Raw genomic sequence first — 15714 nt, forward strand, 5'->3', positions numbered from 1 at the left:
ACGAGATAAGCATGCGGACAGTTCGGAACGGCCGTCGCCGGCCCGCAAGCCGACTTCGCATCGAACCCTCCACGCCCTGCGCCGACCAATGGCATCATATGGGCCTACGTCAGCCACCGATACGCCCCCATATCATGTCGAATCTCATCGTCCACGGCGGCACCCCGCTGCGCGGGGACATCAAGCCGTCCGCGAACAAGAACGCCGTCCTGCCGATCCTCTGTGCGACCCTGCTGACCGACCAGCCGCTGCGGCTGATCGGCGTGCCGGACATCACCGACGTGCGCAAGATCCTCGATATCTTCCGCACGCTCGGCAGCGACGTGTCGGTCGATTTCACGACCGGCCTGCTCGAACTCCATCACCGCAACACGACGTTCGACCCGACCGTCCATCGCCTGCCCGAGGCGATGCGCTCGTCGATCATGCTGATTCCGCCGCTGCTCGCGCGCTTCGGCGTCGCGCGGCTCGAGAACGACGTGAAAGGCTGCACGCTCGGCGTGCGCGAAATCGATCCGCACGTCGAGGTGTTCGAGCGCTTCGGCGCGCACATCGAGCGCACCTCCGACTCGCTGATCGTGCGTGCGGACGGCCCGCTGACGGCCAACGATCACTGGCTCGACTATGCGTCCGTGACGACCACCGAAAACTTCGCGCTGTGCGCGACCGCGGCAAACGGCACGTCGACGCTGATGAACGCGGCGTCCGAGCCGCACGTGCAGGAGTTCTGCCAGTTCCTCGCGATGATCGGCGTCGCGGTCGAGGGCATCGGCACGTCGCGGCTCTGCGTGACGGGCGGCAGCAAGCTCGGCGGCGGCGAGTTCCGCTTCGCCGAGGATTTTCACGAGATCGCAACGTTTCTCGCGCTCGGCGCCATCACCGGCGGCGACATCACCGTGCGTAACTCGTCGCCCGAACACTTTCCGCTGATCGACCGCACGTTCGCGAAGTTCGGCGTTCAGGTCACGCACCGCGACGGCTGGTCGCGTGCCGAGCGCGACGGCCCGCTACGCGTGCGCCGGCCGTTCACGCAGAACATCCTGACCAAGGTCGAAGCCGCGCCATGGCCGTACCTGCCGGTCGATCTGCTGCCGATCTTCATCGCGCTCGGCGTGCGCGCCGAAGGCAGCGCGATGTTCTGGAACAAGGTCTACGACGGCGCGCTCGGCTGGTCCGGCGAGTTGTCGAAGTTCGGCGCGCACGTGCTGCTGTCGGATCCGCACCGGCTGATCACGTTCGGCGGGCTGCAACTGACGCCGGCGCGTGTCGAGAGCCCGTACATCATCCGCGTCGCGATCGCGCTGCTGATGGTCGCCGCGAGCATCGAAGGCCGCTCCGAAATCATGAACGCGCTGCCGATCCGGCGCGCGCATCCGCGTTTCGTCGAGAACCTGCGCTCGGTCGGCGCGAATGTGGAGTGGACGAGCAGCGAGTAATGCAATGCAGGATGCGGCACGCATGAGGTTCGTGCCGCATCCGGTTGTCACGTTCGATCGGCCGCGGTGACGTGGCGCTTCGTGCCGCGGGCAATCAGCGAGACGCTAGGATCGTCCGACCGGCGGCATCACAAAAAGTCGCTCGTCCCATACGACGGGTCGCGGATCGGTCACGACAATGCGCGCTGCGTCAGGATGCGCGGGATTCACCAGTACGTTGAATTCTGCCCGTGCGACGACTGACGGCACGACCAGGACCGCCGTGCGAGATTCCGTCAACCATGCATCGCCGAAGCGCCGTGCGGGTTGCGGCGCTGCCGCGTCCCATCCTGCCGGCAACGTATCGGCGGTGTGGCGTTCGATGACGATGTCGTCGGGAACCGTCGCTTCGACCCATCCATGGGTCTTCGGCACCTTGCCGATACGGGCGTGCACGAGCACTTCGAGCATCGCGCCGGCAAAGGTCAACGCCGCGTAGATGACCGGGCGGCCCGGGCTGTTGAAGCGGCCGCCGACCAGCATCGCGCCGGTACCGCTCCAGATCGTGTTCCGCGCGTCGGCGATGCGAAACAACTTCATGCCGGCAGCCCATAGTGCAGCTTCCAGAGCACCTCTTCGACGCGACGCGCGCCGAGCTCGGTCAGCGCGACGTCGAGCGGCGTCCGCCCCTCGAGTTCGGGATGCGGCGTCGACAGGAATTCCCGAGCATCCTCTTCATCGTTCCAGACGTAGGTAGTCGTCGCGACGATTCGCGCCAGGCGTTCGGTCTTTTCGGATTCGTCTTGCGTCAGCCGATCGCGGCGGCGTTTGTAGGTCGCCTCGGGAATGATGCGCGCGAGCAGCGCACGTCTGGCGTCCGCGCCTTGCGTCGCGTGTTCGACGCCCGCCCGCAACGCGGACTTCGGCAGCCCGTCGCGCACCCGCGCTTCGAGTTCCGCGAGCGTATGGGGCACTGGTTGAAGCCCCATGACATCAGCCACGGCTTCCGGGGTAACGAGTAGCATGGGCGACTCCGATAGGTATCAATTGATACCAAATCATACACCACTTGATACTTGCTGCAATCAAGGCCGTTCCGCGCGCGTGTCGCGATACGAACGTCGCTGGGTACAGCTCGCAACCGTATTGCCGCGATAACGCGGCCTGCCAATCTGTCCGGATGGACGCCGCCCCGTGGCCGGACATGCCATTGCTGGGCAAATCTGCGCGATAATCGCCCAATTCCGCGCGATGACCGCGCAGCCCTCACCGCCCTCCGACGATGAAAAAGCCCGAACTCGACCGACGCGACTGGATTGCCGGCCTCGAAAAAGGGCTGGCGATCCTCGAAGCGTTCGACAGCCAGCATGCGCGCATGACGCCGACCCAGGCCGCCGCGCGCACGGGCCTGACGCGCACGGCCGCGCGACGCTATCTGCTGACGCTCGAATCGCTCGGCTACGTCTATACCGACGGCAAGCTCTACGGTCTGACGCCGCGCGTGCTGCGCGTCGGCTGGTCGTATTTCGATTCCGCGCGGCTGCCGCGCACCGTGCAGCCGTATCTGCAGCAACTGAGCGCGTCGCTGAACGAATCGGCCTACGTCAGCGTGCTCGACGAATGGGAGTTGGTGTTCATCGCGCGCAACGGCGTGTCGCGCGTGATGACGACGGGCTTCGTGCTCGGCGCGCGCGTGCCGGCGCCGCTGACGTCGCCGGGCGTCGTGCTGCTCGCCCATCATCCGGACCGCGAAGCCGTGCGCGCCTGGCTCGACCGCACCGAACTGCCGCCGTTCACGCCGCATACGATCACGAACAAGGCGCGTCTGCTCGAACAGGTCGATCGCGCGCGCGACGCCGGTTTTGCGGTGATCGAGCAGCAGTTGCAGGTCGGCGTGCGCGGGATCGCGGTGCCGCTGAAGAACCGTCACGGCGAAGTCGTCGCGGCGCTGAGCACGAACATGCCGATCGGCGCCGAAACGACCGAAGCGGCCGTGCGGCGCGTGTTGCCGTTTCTGCAGGAAACCGCGCTCGCGATGCTGAACGTGCTGTAACGCGCGCCCGATGCGGCGATGCGGCCGCGTCGAAAACGTCATCCGATCCGCCACCAGCGCGGCAGCAGGTTGCGCACCTCGCGCCGTCGATAGCGGTCGTCGATCAGATGCACGACGCCTTCGTCCTGCTCGGTGCGGATCACGCGCCCTGCCGCCTGCACGACCTTCTGCAGCCCCGGATACAGATACATGTAGTCGTAGCCGTTGCCGAAACGGGCGTCCATCGCGCGCCGCATCTGCTCGTTGACGTCGTTGACCTGCGGCAGTCCGAGCGTCGCGATGAACGCGCCGATCAGCCGTTCGCCGACGAGATCGACGCCCTCCGAAAACGCGCCGCCGAGTACCGCGAAGCCGACGCCGCGGCCGCCGGCATCGAAGCGCGCCAGGAACGCGTCGCGTTCGCTCTCGGCCATGCCGGGCGCCTGCGCCCACACGGGCACGTCCGGATGCCGCGCCTGCATCAGCGCGACCACGCGCTGCAGATAGTCGAAGCTGCTCAGAAAGCCGAGATAGTTGCCGGGACGCGCCGCATACTGCGCGGCGATCAGGTCGGCGATCGGCTCGAGCGACCGGTCGCGGTCGCGCCAGCGTGTCGACACGTGGCTCGCGACGCGCACGGTCAGTTGCTCCGCGCGGAACGGCCCGTCGACGTCGAGCCAGCCGGTATCGGCCGGCAGCCCGAGCGTGTCGCGATAGAAATGGAACGGGCTGAGCGTGCCCGAGAACAGCACGGTCGCACGCGCGGCGTCGTAGCGCGGCGCGAGAAAGCCGGCGGGGATCACGTTGCGCACGCACAGCGTCGACTGCACGCGGCGCCGGCGGCCGGCCGGCACGACGCCGTCGAGCGCCGGCTGACGCGGGACCGGTTCGCCGTGCAGCGTCGCGTCGAAGATCGACGCACTGTCGAACGCGTCGGCGAGCACGCCGAACTGGATCGCGTCGAAATGAAAGCGCAGCAATGCGTCGCCGTTCGCGCGCGGCGCGTCCGCCAGATACTCGCCGACCGCGGCGACGAGATTCTGCACGGCCGACACGATCGGCCCCGGAATCTGCGGATAAGCGGCGTAACGTGCCGTCTGCGCGCGATTGAGCGTGCCCCACGCGCGCGCCAGCCGGTCGAATGCCTTGCGCAGCGGCGCCGGCGCCGCGTCGCGCGCGGCGGCGAACGCGAACGGGTCGAGCGACGCGCTGTACATCTTGCGCGCGCGATCGAGCAGGTTATGCGCCTCGTCGACGAGCACGCCGATGCGCCACTGGTTCTGCTGCGCGAGCGTGTACAACATCGCGCTGCCGTCGTAGTAGTAGTTGTAGTCGCCGATCACCATGTCCGACCAGCGCGCGAGCTCCTGCGCGAGGTAGTACGGACACACGTCGTGCGCGAGCGCGGCCGCGCGCACCGTATCGCGATCGAGCAGCCCCGCGTCGATCGCCGCGTCGCGCGCGGCCGGCAGCCGGTCGTAGAAGCCGCGCGCGAGCGGACACGCGTCGCCGTGGCACGCGAGGTCGGGATGCTCGCACGCCTTGTCGCGTGCGACGAGTTCGAGGACGCGCAGCGGCAGCGCGGGCGTGCCGGCGCCGAGCGTCGTCGCGGCCTCGAGCGCGAGCGCGCGTCCGGGCGTTTTCGCGGTCAGGAAGAACACATGATCGATTTCGCCTTCGCCGCACGCCTTCAGCAGCGGAAACACAGTGCCGAGCGTCTTGCCGATGCCGGTCGGCGCCTGCGCGATCAGACAGCGTTCGTCGCGCGCGGCGCGATAGACGGCCACGGCAAGCTCGCGCTGCCCGCTGCGAAACTGCGCATGCGGAAACGCGAGCGCACGCAGCGCCGCATCGCGCGCGCTGCGATGGGCGGTCTCGCGCTCGGCCCAGCCGACGAAGCACGCGCATTGCTCGGCGAAAAACGCGGCGAGCGCGTCCGCGCTCAGCGTTTCGGTCAGCACGGTCTCGCGCTCGGAGACGATGTCGAAGTAGACGAGCGCGACGTCGATCTGCGCGAGGCCGCGCGCCGCGCACATCAGATGCCCGTACACCTTCGCCTGCGCCCAGTGCAGCGCGCGATGGTTCGCGGGCATCGCGTCGAGGCTGCCGCGATAGGTCTTGATTTCCTCGATCCGGTTCGACACCGGATCGTAGCCGTCCGCGCGGCCGCGCACGGTCAGCACGCCCCACGTGCCGCTCAGCGCGATCTCGGTTTCGTAGCGGGCGCCGCGCTTCGACGTGACCGCGCCGTGGCCGGCGATGCCTTCGAGCGCGGTCGGCGCGGGCGTGAAGCGCAGGTCGAGATCGCCGCGTCGCGCGGTGAACTCGCACATCGCCCGCACCGCGACGACATAGCTCACGCGGACCACTCCATCGCAGCGGCGCCCGCGTGCGCGGCGCACGCGTCCCATTCGACGTCGACGACGCGCACCGGCATCCCGTGCGCGATGCAGTACGCGAGCCAGCGCGTCTGGTTGTCCTGTAGCCGGTCGCCCGGGCCTTTCACCTCGATCAGCTCGTAGCGGCGCTCGTCGGGCCAGAAGCGCACGAGATCGGGCAGCCCCGACCGATTGCCGCGAATGTCGGCGAGCAGCCGGACGAACCAGAGCCGCAGATGATCGGGCGGCAAACACGCGAGCGCCTGCTCGAGCAGTTCGTCGGTCAGCACGCCCCAGAACACGAACGGCGACTGCAATCCCGCTTTCGTCGCGTAATGGCGGCGGATCGTGTCGCGATACGCGCCCGATTCGAGTTGCGCGAAGCACGCGGCAAACGCGTCCGCGCGGCGCGCGGCGAAATCGGGTGCGTGAAGATCGGCGGGGCCGCGCTGGAACGGATGGAAAAACGCGCCGGGTACGGCCGCGAACACGGGCTCCCAGCACAGCAGCCCGAACAGCGAATTGATCAGCGTGTTTTCGACGTAGTGGACCGGCGCTTCAGGCTGCGCGAGGTGATCGCGCACCACGTACTCGACGCTGGCCGGCACGTCGGGCCGCGCGAGCACGAGCGTTTCGCGCGGCACCGCAGGCGCCGCGGCCGCGCGCTCGACCGGCCGGCCGAGGCGCCGCTGCAGGCGCGGCAGCATGCGTTCGACGCGCTGACGCTCCTCGTCGCTTTCGTAAGCGCCGCGTGCCTCGAGCGCGAGCGCGAACGCATCGGCGTCGCGTCCGCAGCGTTCGAGCACGCGAATGCGGCGATGACGGCTGCCGGGCCACGCGCTGCGCGCATAGGCGTCGAGCGCGCCGGCCCAGTCCGCGCGGCGTTCGCAGATCTGCCCGAGCGCGAACAGCAGCTTCGCGCGGCGCGTCGCGAGCCACGGCTGCTCCGCGCAGCCGATCGCGTCGATCGCATCGAGCAGCGCGTCGAACGGCCGATCGTCCGGCCATGCGTCGAGTGCCTCCCGGCACGCGTGCAGCGCGAGATACGCGTCGACGTCGCCGCGCTGCCGGAACGCGCGCGACGACGGCCCGAACGGCACGGTTTCGTACTGGAACACGCCGAGATCGGCGAGCACGAATTCGCTCCAGTCCTGATGGAGATTGCCGAAGAACATCAGCCGCAGTCGATCGCAGAGCGCGCCGACCGTCACGCGCAGCACGCGATCGCCGCTCGTCGGGCACCACGCGTCGAGCGTCTGCGCGACATCGTGCGCGGGCCGCAAGCGCTCGAGCCAGTCCGCCTTGCGTTCGCCCGCATGCGCGGCGAGCGACGGAAACGTCTGCAGCAGTTCGGCCTTCGTCGACAGCGCGAACAGCGTGTCGAGCGTCAGTGCCGGCGCCGGATCGACCCACCCGCATTCGACGAGCGGCGCCGCGGCATCGAGCGGGCAGCCGATCTCGTCGTAGACGAGCTTGCTCGCGCGGAAGTCGGGCCCGTTGCGCATCAGCATCCGCACGAGCAACGCGCGCGACGCCTGCGGCAGCGTCGCGAAATGCCGAAGAAACGCGTGTTCGGCCGCGTCGAGCAGGTCGTCGTAGCGCTCGCCGAGCCAGGCAAGCGCGCGTTCGAAGTTCGTCAGGTAGTAAAAGGCCGGCGGCTGCGGCGAGGATGGCGTCACGGGGTTCGATCACTGTACGTTTGTACAGGTCCGAATCATAGCAAATGTGACGGCCGCGCCGCACGCGCGGGTGCGCCGCGCGGCGGCTAGAAGCGATAGTTGACCGACATGTCGAACACGCCGTTCGTCGATTGCTGCGTGATCGGGCTGCGGGCCGCACGGCCGACCAGCTGCTCGATCGCGCCGTCCATCGTCACGAACCAGTGCTTGTTCACGAACCAGACCATCGTCACGCCGGCGCCGACGGACTTGATCCCGGCGCGCGACGAATACACCGGCAGCCCCGAACGCGCGGACGCGCCCTGGTTCACGCCGAACCAGCTGTTCATGTAGCGCGAGTCGGCGAACGACACGGTGGGCCCGGCGAACCAGAAGAAGTGCTCGTTGCTGCCGGGCATCGGCATGTAGGCGGAGAAGTCGCCGACCCAGCCGTTCGAGCCGCCGATGCTGCGTCGCACGTCCGCGCGCAGCACGAGCGGGAACTCCTTCGACACCACGTAGTCGGCCGACAGCTTCATCACCGGCGCCGCATTGATGTTGTCGAGCCCGTTCAGATGCCCGAGATCGTCGGCCGAACGACGCCCGAGGTCGTATCCGACCGACAGGCTCACGCGCCAGTTCGGCCCGCGCAGCACGTTCGCGCCGAGCCCCTCGCCCGTCGACAGGAAGAACAGGTCGCGATAGCGCACGTCGAGGTTCGGGCCGCCCATCACGCGATAGCGGTCGGAGCCCGCATAGCGCGGCTGCAGCGTCATCGCGGCGCCGACGCTGACCTGCCAGGTCGGCATGGTCGGCTCGTACAGTTTCTGAAGCGGGACGCCCGCCGAGTATTGCCACTCGCCGAGCGGCGAAGGCGTCTGGGCCGACGCGTCGCGTGCGCCCGCGATCGCGAGCGCCGCGCAGGCGGACAGGCCAAACACGAATCGGCGTGAGCCGGGTGACAGCAACGGGCGCACAGGGGCCATGAAGTCTCCGTCGGTTCGCAAAGGAATGCCTGATGAAGGACGCAGCGCGCGCCGGCCGCTGCCTGCGGGCAGCGGGCCGTGCGAACGTAGCGTCCGCTGAATTAACGAACATCCTACCCGCGCGCCGCACGGTCGCAAAGCGCCCGTCGTGTGCGGGCACCTTGCCTTGCGTCCATGCGGCGCGCGGTACTCAGAAGCGCTCGACGTGATAGTCGGCGCCGGGCGCGGCGGGGTTGCGCTGCGCCATCATCTGCGAAAAGCTGTCGCCGAGACGGCCGAGCGCGAGCTGCTTCTGACTCGCATCCCAATGCGTGAAGGCGTCGTACGCGGCATCATCGAACGAGACGGTGACCGCAGCCGGCCGCCCGCTCGCATGAAAACCGATGTGCAGCACGCCGCCCGGTAGTTCCTCGATCTGATAACGCAGCGAGCGCGATTCGAAATAGCGGCCCAGCACCTGGGCGATCGCGCGCTTGTCGGGCGATTGCACGTGAATGTCCATGAGGGTCCTCCTTTCAGCGATCGCGCGGCCGGCTGCGGCGCACCGCCTCCGCCCGGCATCCGCATCGGCGGCGGCTGCGACGGCGGATCGCCCTGCGGCGGGCCCGTGGGCACGGGCGGATCGACCGGATCGTCGTGTCCGGGCGTCGGGGGCTCCGGGTAGTCGTCGGGCGTCGGTTCGGGACGGTGCAGCATGGATGGCGTCTTCATGACTCTCCTGCGCGACGGCTCGCGCGTGTCAATGGCGCGGCGACTTACGCAAGCAGCGTGCCCGGACGTCGCTCCCGTGTTCGCCGGGCGGCGCATCCAGTCGCTCAGTCGGCGTATGCCGCCATCACGAGCCACATGGTGCGCCCTTCCGCCGCGAGCTGCACGGCGAGCGCGTAGCGGTCCGACGGCCGGCAGCATGCGGCGAGTGCGCGCTGCGCGCTCTCGGGGCCGTCGTAGATCGTGTCGTTGAGCTGGCGGACTTCGTCCTTGCCGTCGAACATCCGGCGCTCGGGCCGGTAGATCAGCGATTCGCGCTTCCAGGTCGCGAAGCGTTCGCGCACGTGGCTGAAATCGCCGCCGCAGACGTTGACCTCGTAACGTATTCTTTCCGTGGGTGCATTCATCACCTTGTCCTCTCGTCCACGCCGGCCGCGGCGCGCATCGCGTCCGCGCGCTGCCGGCCGCAGCGGGCCGCAAGGGCCATGCCGTCACCGGCGCGCAGGCACGCCCGTTGCGGCTTTCGTCACGAAAAGGAGGTTCGACCATGACCGTTCACGCCACCGGCAGCCGCGACGCCGTGTCACCGGCCGCCGGCCCGCTCCGCGCTCTCGCCGCGTCGCGCAAGCCGTCCGACGACAAGACGGAAGAACGCATCGACGAGGGACTCGAGGAGACGTTTCCGGCCAGCGATCCGCCCGCCGTCGGCGGCGGCACGCGCGTCGACCCCGCGAAACCGTCCGGCGAACGCGCGCGTCGCACGCCGGAGGTCCCGTCCCCGCCCCGCGATCACGGCTGACGGCGGCACCCGGCCCGCATGCGCGGCAGCGTGTCGCCGGGCCGGCAATCCGGAGCAGATCGATGAAACGCATTGAACGCAGATGGCATGAAATCAGCGGCGCAGCCGGCGTCGCCGCACTGGCCGCAATCGAAAGCGCAGTGGTGTTCGCGATCGTCGCGATCACCGGCGTCGGCCACTGAGGTCCGCCGCGCTGCCGCGCGGCCGGCCTTGGAAGATGTACAAGCAGGCTGGCAAATTTCTCCGTCCCGCGACGGGCGCGGCGCCGTGCGCGCCGCATGCAGCCGGCACGCACCGTGCTCGTTTGCCCGTTCAGCCGCCCGGACCCGAAGGAGACGTTCATGTATCGCGTCAACGAGATCATGTCGCGCGACGTGGTGTGCGTCGCACCGACCGACACCATTCGCCACGCGGCCGAACTGATGCAGCGGTTCGACATCGGCGTGCTGCCCGTCTGCGACCACGGCGAGCTGGTCGCGATCGTGACGGACCGCGACATCGCGGTGCGCGCGCTCGCGCACGGCCGCTCGCCCGACACGCCGGTGCGCGCAGTGGCGTCCGAGCCCGTGCAATGGTGTACCGAGGACGAAGGCGTCGGCGACGTGCAGCAGCGCATGGCCGACGTGCAGCTGCACCGGATGCCGGTGCTCGATCGGCACCGCCGCGTGGTCGGCATCGTGTCGCTCGGCGACATCGCGACGCGCGCCGGTGGCCCGGCGCGAGACGAGCTCGTCAACACGCTCGAGGACGTGTCGCTCCCGCGTCGTCATTGAGCCGTCGCAGCTGCCAGCGGCGCGTCGACGACAGCCGACGAGGCGGCCCGCCGCGCGCGCCGCCGCCGATGCCGTTCGCTTCGAACTTCGCACTTCGAACAGGAGGTATGCGATGACAGCCGACAGACAACCCGCCGAAGGCGCCCGCATCGTCGGCCGCGCCGGCCGGCGCTCGAACGGGCCGGGTCCCGACGTGATGGCCGCCGGCACGCTGCAAGGCGACCGCGTCGTGACGACGGACGGCGACGACATCGGCAAGATCGCCGACATCATGCTCGATGTCCGGTCCGGCCATATCGCGTACGCGGTCGTATCGTCGGGCGGCCTGCTCGGGATCGGCGACAAGCTGCTCGCGGTTCCGTGGAACCGGCTCACGCTCGACGCCGAGCGCCGCTGTTTCGTGCTACCGGTCACCGCGGAGCGCGTGCGCGACGCGCCCGGCTTCGACAAGGACCACTGGCCGGCGATGGCCGATGCGACCTGGGCCGAGACCGTCCACGCGTATTACGGCAGCACGCCGTACTGGGTCATCGAGGAAGGCGAAACGGCGATCGATTCGCCGCCGTACGAAGCATCGCCGGGCGGCCCGGAAGACGAAACGCGGCGTCGCTAGCGAATCGGCGCGCCGGCGTGTACCGGCACTCGCGCATAGCCGCCGTCAGCGCGCGCCCGCAACGGCGTTCGCGAGTGCGCGTGCCGCGCCAAGATGATTTTTGAGCATCGGCAACGTCCGTGCGGCGAACGCACGCAGTTGTGCGTCGCGTCCATCGCGCGCCTCTGCTTCATACGTGCGGATCGCCTCTTCGTGTGCCGCGGGCCCCGCGAGTTGCACGTACGCGCGGTCGAACGCAGGGCCGCTCAGCGTGCGCAACGTGTTCAGCGCCGGATCGACGAGCATGCGCGTCTGGACCGGTACGCCCTTGTCCACGCCGAGCCGGCGCAGTTCGCGCGCGATCCGTTCGTGATCGTCGATCATCCGTCGCGCGAACGCCTTGACCTCCGCATTCGACGAACGCTCGGCCGCGAGCTGGCTCGCGAGCAGCTCGGTCTTGCCGAGCATCGCGGCCTTGTCGACGAACTCCGCGTCGATGCCGGACGGCCGGCGCGCCATGTCGGCCTCGTCGCCGGTCGGCGCGGGGCTCACGACGCCGGGCGCGACGTGCGTCGACGACGCCGACGACGCGGGCGAAGCCTCTGCCTCCGCCGAGGCCGCCGTCAGCAAGCCGGCCGCCGCTAGACCCACCGCACACGCCGCATATCGCGCACGCCGCCCGACGCGCAGCCGCGCCCAACGCCGCGCGGTTGCGCGGCGAGCGGTGTCGCGTCCGGCGCCGGCGCCCGTCATGCCGGCCGATGCCCCGACGTGAAGAAGTCGGTCCACGCGCCGTGATCCCATGCGCCGTCGACGCGCTCCACCGACAGCGCGCCGTTCGCCACGAGCGTGCGTTGCGCGAACGCGGCCGTGCGCCGCGTCACGTGCGCGGCGAGCACGACGCCGTGTTCGCACTCGCGCAGCGCGCCGCGGCCTTCGGGCGCATCGCCGCGCATCCGGCCGAGCGCACCGCATAGCGCGCCGATATACGCGCCGACGAGCGGCACGCCGAACCACACGAACGACGAATGCAGGCCGCCGATCGACAGCACCGCCGCGCCGGCCGCGCCGACGACCGCACCGATCGCGACGCCTTCCAGCGCGCCGAGCCCGCCCGGCCGGGCGGCGGAATCCGCATAGACGTCGCCGCCGAGCCAGAACAGCGCATGCTGGCCCGGCGGATTGAGAAAGAAGACCTTCACGTCGTCCCGATGCATGACGTGGCCGCGCAGTTGCTGCGCGCAGCGTTCCGCCTGCTCGAGCGTCGAGAAACGGCCCGCGATGATGGTGTCCATGTCGAACCCTCCTGCACGGTGCCGCGCCGGGCCGCAAGGCGCGCGACGCCCGATCGGCCCGGCGCTTGCCCGCGCATCACGTTACTTCGGGCGTATCTGCAGCTTGTCGCGCACGCCGCGTACGCCGTCCACGTCGCGTACGACGCGGAGCGCGGTCGCGCGTTGCCGATCGTCGGGCACGGTGCCCGTCAGCTCGGCCACGTGATCGCGTACCTGCACGTCGATGTCGCCGGACGCGAGCCCGCGCTCCGCGACGAGCGCGGCCCTGACGCGGGACGTGATCGTCGCATCGCGCAGTTGGCTGCCGACGGCCGACGCCTGGCTCGCGAGCTTCGCGCCGACGCCCTGCTCGGCCGCCGCCGGACGAGGCACCGCGATCCATGCACACGACAACACCAGTATGCGCGCGATCGCGGCAACCGGCGGCCGGCGTTTGACGCGCGGCGGCGCCGGCTGCGCATTCGCGCGCGACGCGTGTTTCGTTTCGTTCATGTTGTCCTCCCGTCCTCCGCTGCCGGCGCGCGACCGCCCGGCCGCGCCTGCCGTCATCACCGTTCCGGCCCGTCCTTCTCGCGCGTGCGACGGGCCGTCACGTCGTCGATCGCGCTCGCGAGCGTCGGCACGTCGACCGGCTTGCACAGATAGGCGTCGAAGCCCGCCGCCATCACCCGCTGCCGATCCGCGACGCCCGCATGCGCGGTCACGGCGACCACCGGCATGCGCGCGTGACGCCCGGGCAGCCGCCGCACGCGCTCGATGAGCCAGAATCCGTCACCGTCGGGCATCGCGATGTCCGACAGCACGACAGTCGGCGGATCGCGCTCGATGCTCGCGAGCGCGTCGCGCCCCGACTGCGCGGTGGACACCTGCGCGCCGAGCGTCTGCAGTGCGGCCGAGAGGCTGGCGCGCGACGTCGGCTCGTCGTCGACGACGAGCACACGCTGGTGTTCGAGTGCCGCGGCCGGCACGCTGTCCACGGCGCCGAGCGGAACGACCGCCATGTCCGCGTCCCAGCCGGCCGGCAGCGTGACCGTGACGGTCAGGCCGCGACCGGGCCCTTCGCTGGCCGCCTCCACCGATCCGCCGTGCAGCTCCGCGATGTTGCGCACGATCGACAGGCCGAGCCCGAGGCCGCGCTGCGGCGATGCCGGCGCATTGGCCGGGCGGTTGAACGGATCGAACAGATGCGGCAGCGCTTCGGGCGCCATCCCCTGCCCGGTGTCGGCAACCGACAGGCTGACGTGCGCGTCGACGCGTGCGAGCGACACGACGATGCGCCCGCCGCTCGGCGTGAACTTGATCGCGTTCGACAGCAGGTTCGACAGCACTTGATGCAGCCGCTCCGCGTCGGCCGAGATCACGCACGCCGTGCCCGCGCCTTCGGTGACGAGCGTGATGCCCTTCGCATGCGCGGGCGCGCCGAACTCGCGCGCCGCGTCGTGCACGACGCGCGCGACGTCGACCGGCGTACGCTCCAGACGCAGCTTGCCGGTCGCGAGCGACGATGCATCGAGCAGATCGCCGACCATCCGCGCGAGCGAACGCGCGCTGCGATCGATCGCGTCGACTGCCTGCTGCGCGAAGCCCTGTCCGTCGACGCTGCGCAGCACCTCGACCCAGCCGTAGATCACGTTCAGCGGCGTACGCAGTTCATGCGATACGGTCGCGAGCAGTTCGTCCTTCAGCCGGTTCGACGTGTCGGCCTGCGCACGGGCGTCGCGCGCGCCGCGCAGCGACAGGTGATCGCGCCGCTCGTCGCGACGGCGCTCGCGCGCCTCGCGCAGCGTCATCGACCACCCGTCGACATGCCCGTTCGCATCGACGATCGGCGATGCCGCAAACGTCGCGCGAAAGCAGTGTGCGTCTTGCCGCATGCAGAGCACGTCGATCGGCCCGACCGGCGCGTGTACCTCGTCGATCGACGCGGGCACCGGCTGACGGCGCAGCCAGCGCGGCGCGAACAGCGTCGTCACGTCGCGGCCGATCATCGTCGCCGCGTCGGCACCGAAGATGCGCTGCGCCGCGCGGTTCCAGCTGACGATCCGCCGCGCGCCGTCGACGCCGACTATGGCATCGGGCGACGCATCGACCACGCGGCGCAACAGCACGTCCTCGGACGGCGGCGGCGGTGCAGCCGCCGGCTCCCGCCGCGGGTCGCGCGCGTCGTCGACCGCACGCGTGCGCGCGAACAACGGCCTGACGGCCGCGATCAGCGCGCATTCGATTACGCCGATCGCGACGAACGTGCCGGCGTCGGCCAGCCATGTCGCCGTCGGCGCGTCGCGCCACCAGAGCGCGGCGATCACGACGGTGCTCGCGACGGTCGCGGCCAGGCCGCCGGCGAGCGACGTCAGCCACGCGGCGGCGGCGACGCCTGCATAAAAAGGCAACGGCGCAAACGGCGCATGCGCGCCGACCACGCGAATCGCGCCCACCTGCAGCGCGCACGCGACGCCGACGGCCAGCACGACCCATGCACCCTGCCGGAATAGTTCACGGGTAACGGTCCTCATTGCGTTCCTGCATTCGCGCCGGCATCCTTCGCGCGGCGGCGTGCCGCCCGGGCGGTCCGGCATACCGTCGAACGGGCCGGGCGAGCGACACGCGGCAAGCAACCGTCGTACCTGCCGACGCCCCCACCGCGACGCCCCGATCGCCGCAGCCTGCGGCGCCCGGCAGCGGCACGGCGCGGCACACGCGCGGGCGCTGGACGGTGCGCACCGCGCGTTGCCGGGCCGCGATCTGCGACGCTGCGCCATGTCGCGGTGCGCGCCGTGCGAAGATGACAGGTCGTTTCGTCGCGGATGCGGCCCCCGCTATTCCGCTGCGATACCTCGGTCGCCGCAAAGCACGCGCCAGGACGCACGTTTTTTCATTAGCTTTCTGTAAAAAAGCATGGGATCGTTTTGAAATCCTGCCCCCGACCGTGCATGCCAGGCGGCTGTCGATCGAAAAACGGCACGCGAGCGATCGCCAGCGCCGTGCGCATTGGAAATTTCTATGCGCCGGCACCTTCGCGCCGCCCGCGTTGTCGATACCCGGTATTCCAAATGGACGAATTGCGTGACATCGAAGTGC

17 protein-coding genes are annotated in these 15714 nt (G+C 69.8%); 6 read left to right on the forward strand and 11 right to left on the reverse strand.

All coding sequences use genetic code 11. The annotated features are described in order from the left end of the window. Positions 1-134 precede the first annotated feature (134 nt). On the forward strand, positions 135-1436 hold the full coding sequence (locus ACSHSS_RS03310) for a UDP-N-acetylglucosamine 1-carboxyvinyltransferase (RefSeq protein WP_088926886.1): 1302 nt from the start codon (positions 135-137) through the stop codon (positions 1434-1436). Positions 1437-1541: 105 nt separating this feature from the next. Here the strand turns inward: ACSHSS_RS03310 and ACSHSS_RS03315 are convergent, their stop codons facing one another. Next, entirely contained in the window at positions 1542-2015 is a 474-nt protein-coding gene (locus ACSHSS_RS03315) for an RES family NAD+ phosphorylase (RefSeq protein ID WP_217087993.1), read from the reverse strand. After that, the gene (locus ACSHSS_RS03320) at positions 2012-2440 is read right to left on the reverse strand and encodes an antitoxin Xre/MbcA/ParS toxin-binding domain-containing protein (protein WP_053298539.1); all 429 of its coding nucleotides are present in this window, start codon (positions 2438-2440) and stop codon (positions 2012-2014) included. Before ACSHSS_RS03320 ends, ACSHSS_RS03315 begins: the two co-directional genes overlap by 4 nt. A 257-nt stretch (positions 2441-2697) precedes the next feature. On the opposite strand from ACSHSS_RS03320, the gene ACSHSS_RS03325 reads away from it, so the two are divergent. After that, complete coding sequence (locus ACSHSS_RS03325) at positions 2698-3468, forward strand: IclR family transcriptional regulator domain-containing protein (protein ID WP_006403543.1); 771 nt, start codon at positions 2698-2700, stop codon at positions 3466-3468. Between the two features lie 38 nt (positions 3469-3506). Here the strand turns inward: ACSHSS_RS03325 and ACSHSS_RS03330 are convergent, their stop codons facing one another. From ACSHSS_RS03330 to ACSHSS_RS03350, 5 genes are all read right to left on the reverse strand, one after another. Further along, positions 3507-5807, reverse strand: a complete 2301-nt coding sequence (locus tag ACSHSS_RS03330; RefSeq protein WP_039218591.1) for an ATP-dependent DNA helicase — start codon at positions 5805-5807, stop codon at positions 3507-3509. After that, positions 5804-7504 carry a VRR-NUC domain-containing protein gene (locus tag ACSHSS_RS03335; RefSeq protein ID WP_445544571.1) on the reverse strand — a complete coding sequence of 567 codons (1701 nt, stop codon included), beginning with the start codon at positions 7502-7504 and terminating at the stop codon, positions 5804-5806. Before ACSHSS_RS03335 ends, ACSHSS_RS03330 begins: the two co-directional genes overlap by 4 nt. An 86-nt stretch (positions 7505-7590) precedes the next feature. Beyond that, positions 7591-8469, reverse strand: a complete 879-nt coding sequence (locus ACSHSS_RS03340) for a MipA/OmpV family protein (RefSeq protein ID WP_445544572.1) — start codon at positions 8467-8469, stop codon at positions 7591-7593. A gap of 190 nt (positions 8470-8659) precedes the next feature. Beyond that, the gene (locus tag ACSHSS_RS03345) at positions 8660-8971 is read right to left on the reverse strand and encodes a hypothetical protein (protein ID WP_006397065.1); all 312 of its coding nucleotides are present in this window, start codon (positions 8969-8971) and stop codon (positions 8660-8662) included. Positions 8972-9284: 313 nt separating this feature from the next. Beyond that, on the reverse strand, positions 9285-9584 hold the full coding sequence (locus tag ACSHSS_RS03350; RefSeq protein WP_006413673.1) for a hypothetical protein: 300 nt from the start codon (positions 9582-9584) through the stop codon (positions 9285-9287). Positions 9585-9724: 140 nt separating this feature from the next. On the opposite strand from ACSHSS_RS03350, the gene ACSHSS_RS03355 reads away from it, so the two are divergent. From ACSHSS_RS03355 to ACSHSS_RS03365, 3 genes are all read left to right on the forward strand, one after another. Continuing rightward, positions 9725-9976: a hypothetical protein gene (locus ACSHSS_RS03355; RefSeq protein WP_445544573.1), complete on the forward strand. Its 252-nt coding sequence runs from the start codon at positions 9725-9727 to the stop codon at positions 9974-9976. 341 nt (positions 9977-10317) lie between these two features. Then, positions 10318-10749 (forward strand): CBS domain-containing protein, encoded by a 432-nt coding sequence (locus ACSHSS_RS03360; RefSeq protein WP_035488124.1) that lies wholly within the window; start codon positions 10318-10320, stop codon positions 10747-10749. 112 nt (positions 10750-10861) lie between these two features. Beyond that, entirely contained in the window at positions 10862-11362 is a 501-nt protein-coding gene (locus tag ACSHSS_RS03365) for a PRC-barrel domain-containing protein (RefSeq protein ID WP_006413678.1), read from the forward strand. A 45-nt stretch (positions 11363-11407) separates the two neighbouring features. Here ACSHSS_RS03365 and ACSHSS_RS03370 read toward each other — a convergent pair whose 3' ends face one another. The 4 genes from ACSHSS_RS03370 to ACSHSS_RS03385 form a co-directional block, all read right to left on the reverse strand. Further along, positions 11408-12094, reverse strand: coding sequence for a DUF4142 domain-containing protein (locus tag ACSHSS_RS03370; protein ID WP_445544603.1), 687 nt, complete (start codon positions 12092-12094; stop codon positions 11408-11410). After that, positions 12091-12636 carry a hypothetical protein gene (locus ACSHSS_RS03375; protein WP_445544574.1) on the reverse strand — a complete coding sequence of 182 codons (546 nt, stop codon included), beginning with the start codon at positions 12634-12636 and terminating at the stop codon, positions 12091-12093. The genes ACSHSS_RS03370 and ACSHSS_RS03375 overlap by 4 nt, the downstream gene beginning before the upstream one ends. Before the next feature lie 81 nt (positions 12637-12717). Further along, positions 12718-13128, reverse strand: a complete 411-nt coding sequence (locus tag ACSHSS_RS03380; protein WP_217059891.1) for a BON domain-containing protein — start codon at positions 13126-13128, stop codon at positions 12718-12720. A gap of 56 nt (positions 13129-13184) precedes the next feature. Next, positions 13185-15149, reverse strand: coding sequence for an ATP-binding protein (locus ACSHSS_RS03385; protein ID WP_445544575.1), 1965 nt, complete (start codon positions 15147-15149; stop codon positions 13185-13187). Positions 15150-15418: 269 nt separating this feature from the next. Here ACSHSS_RS03385 and ACSHSS_RS03390 point away from each other — a divergent pair, with 269 nt between their 5' ends. Continuing rightward, positions 15419-15703, forward strand: a complete 285-nt coding sequence (locus ACSHSS_RS03390; RefSeq protein WP_254210911.1) for a hypothetical protein — start codon at positions 15419-15421, stop codon at positions 15701-15703. The last annotated feature ends 11 nt before the right edge of the window (positions 15704-15714 follow it).

The sequence above is a fragment of the Burkholderia sp. BC1 genome (assembly GCF_052683555.1).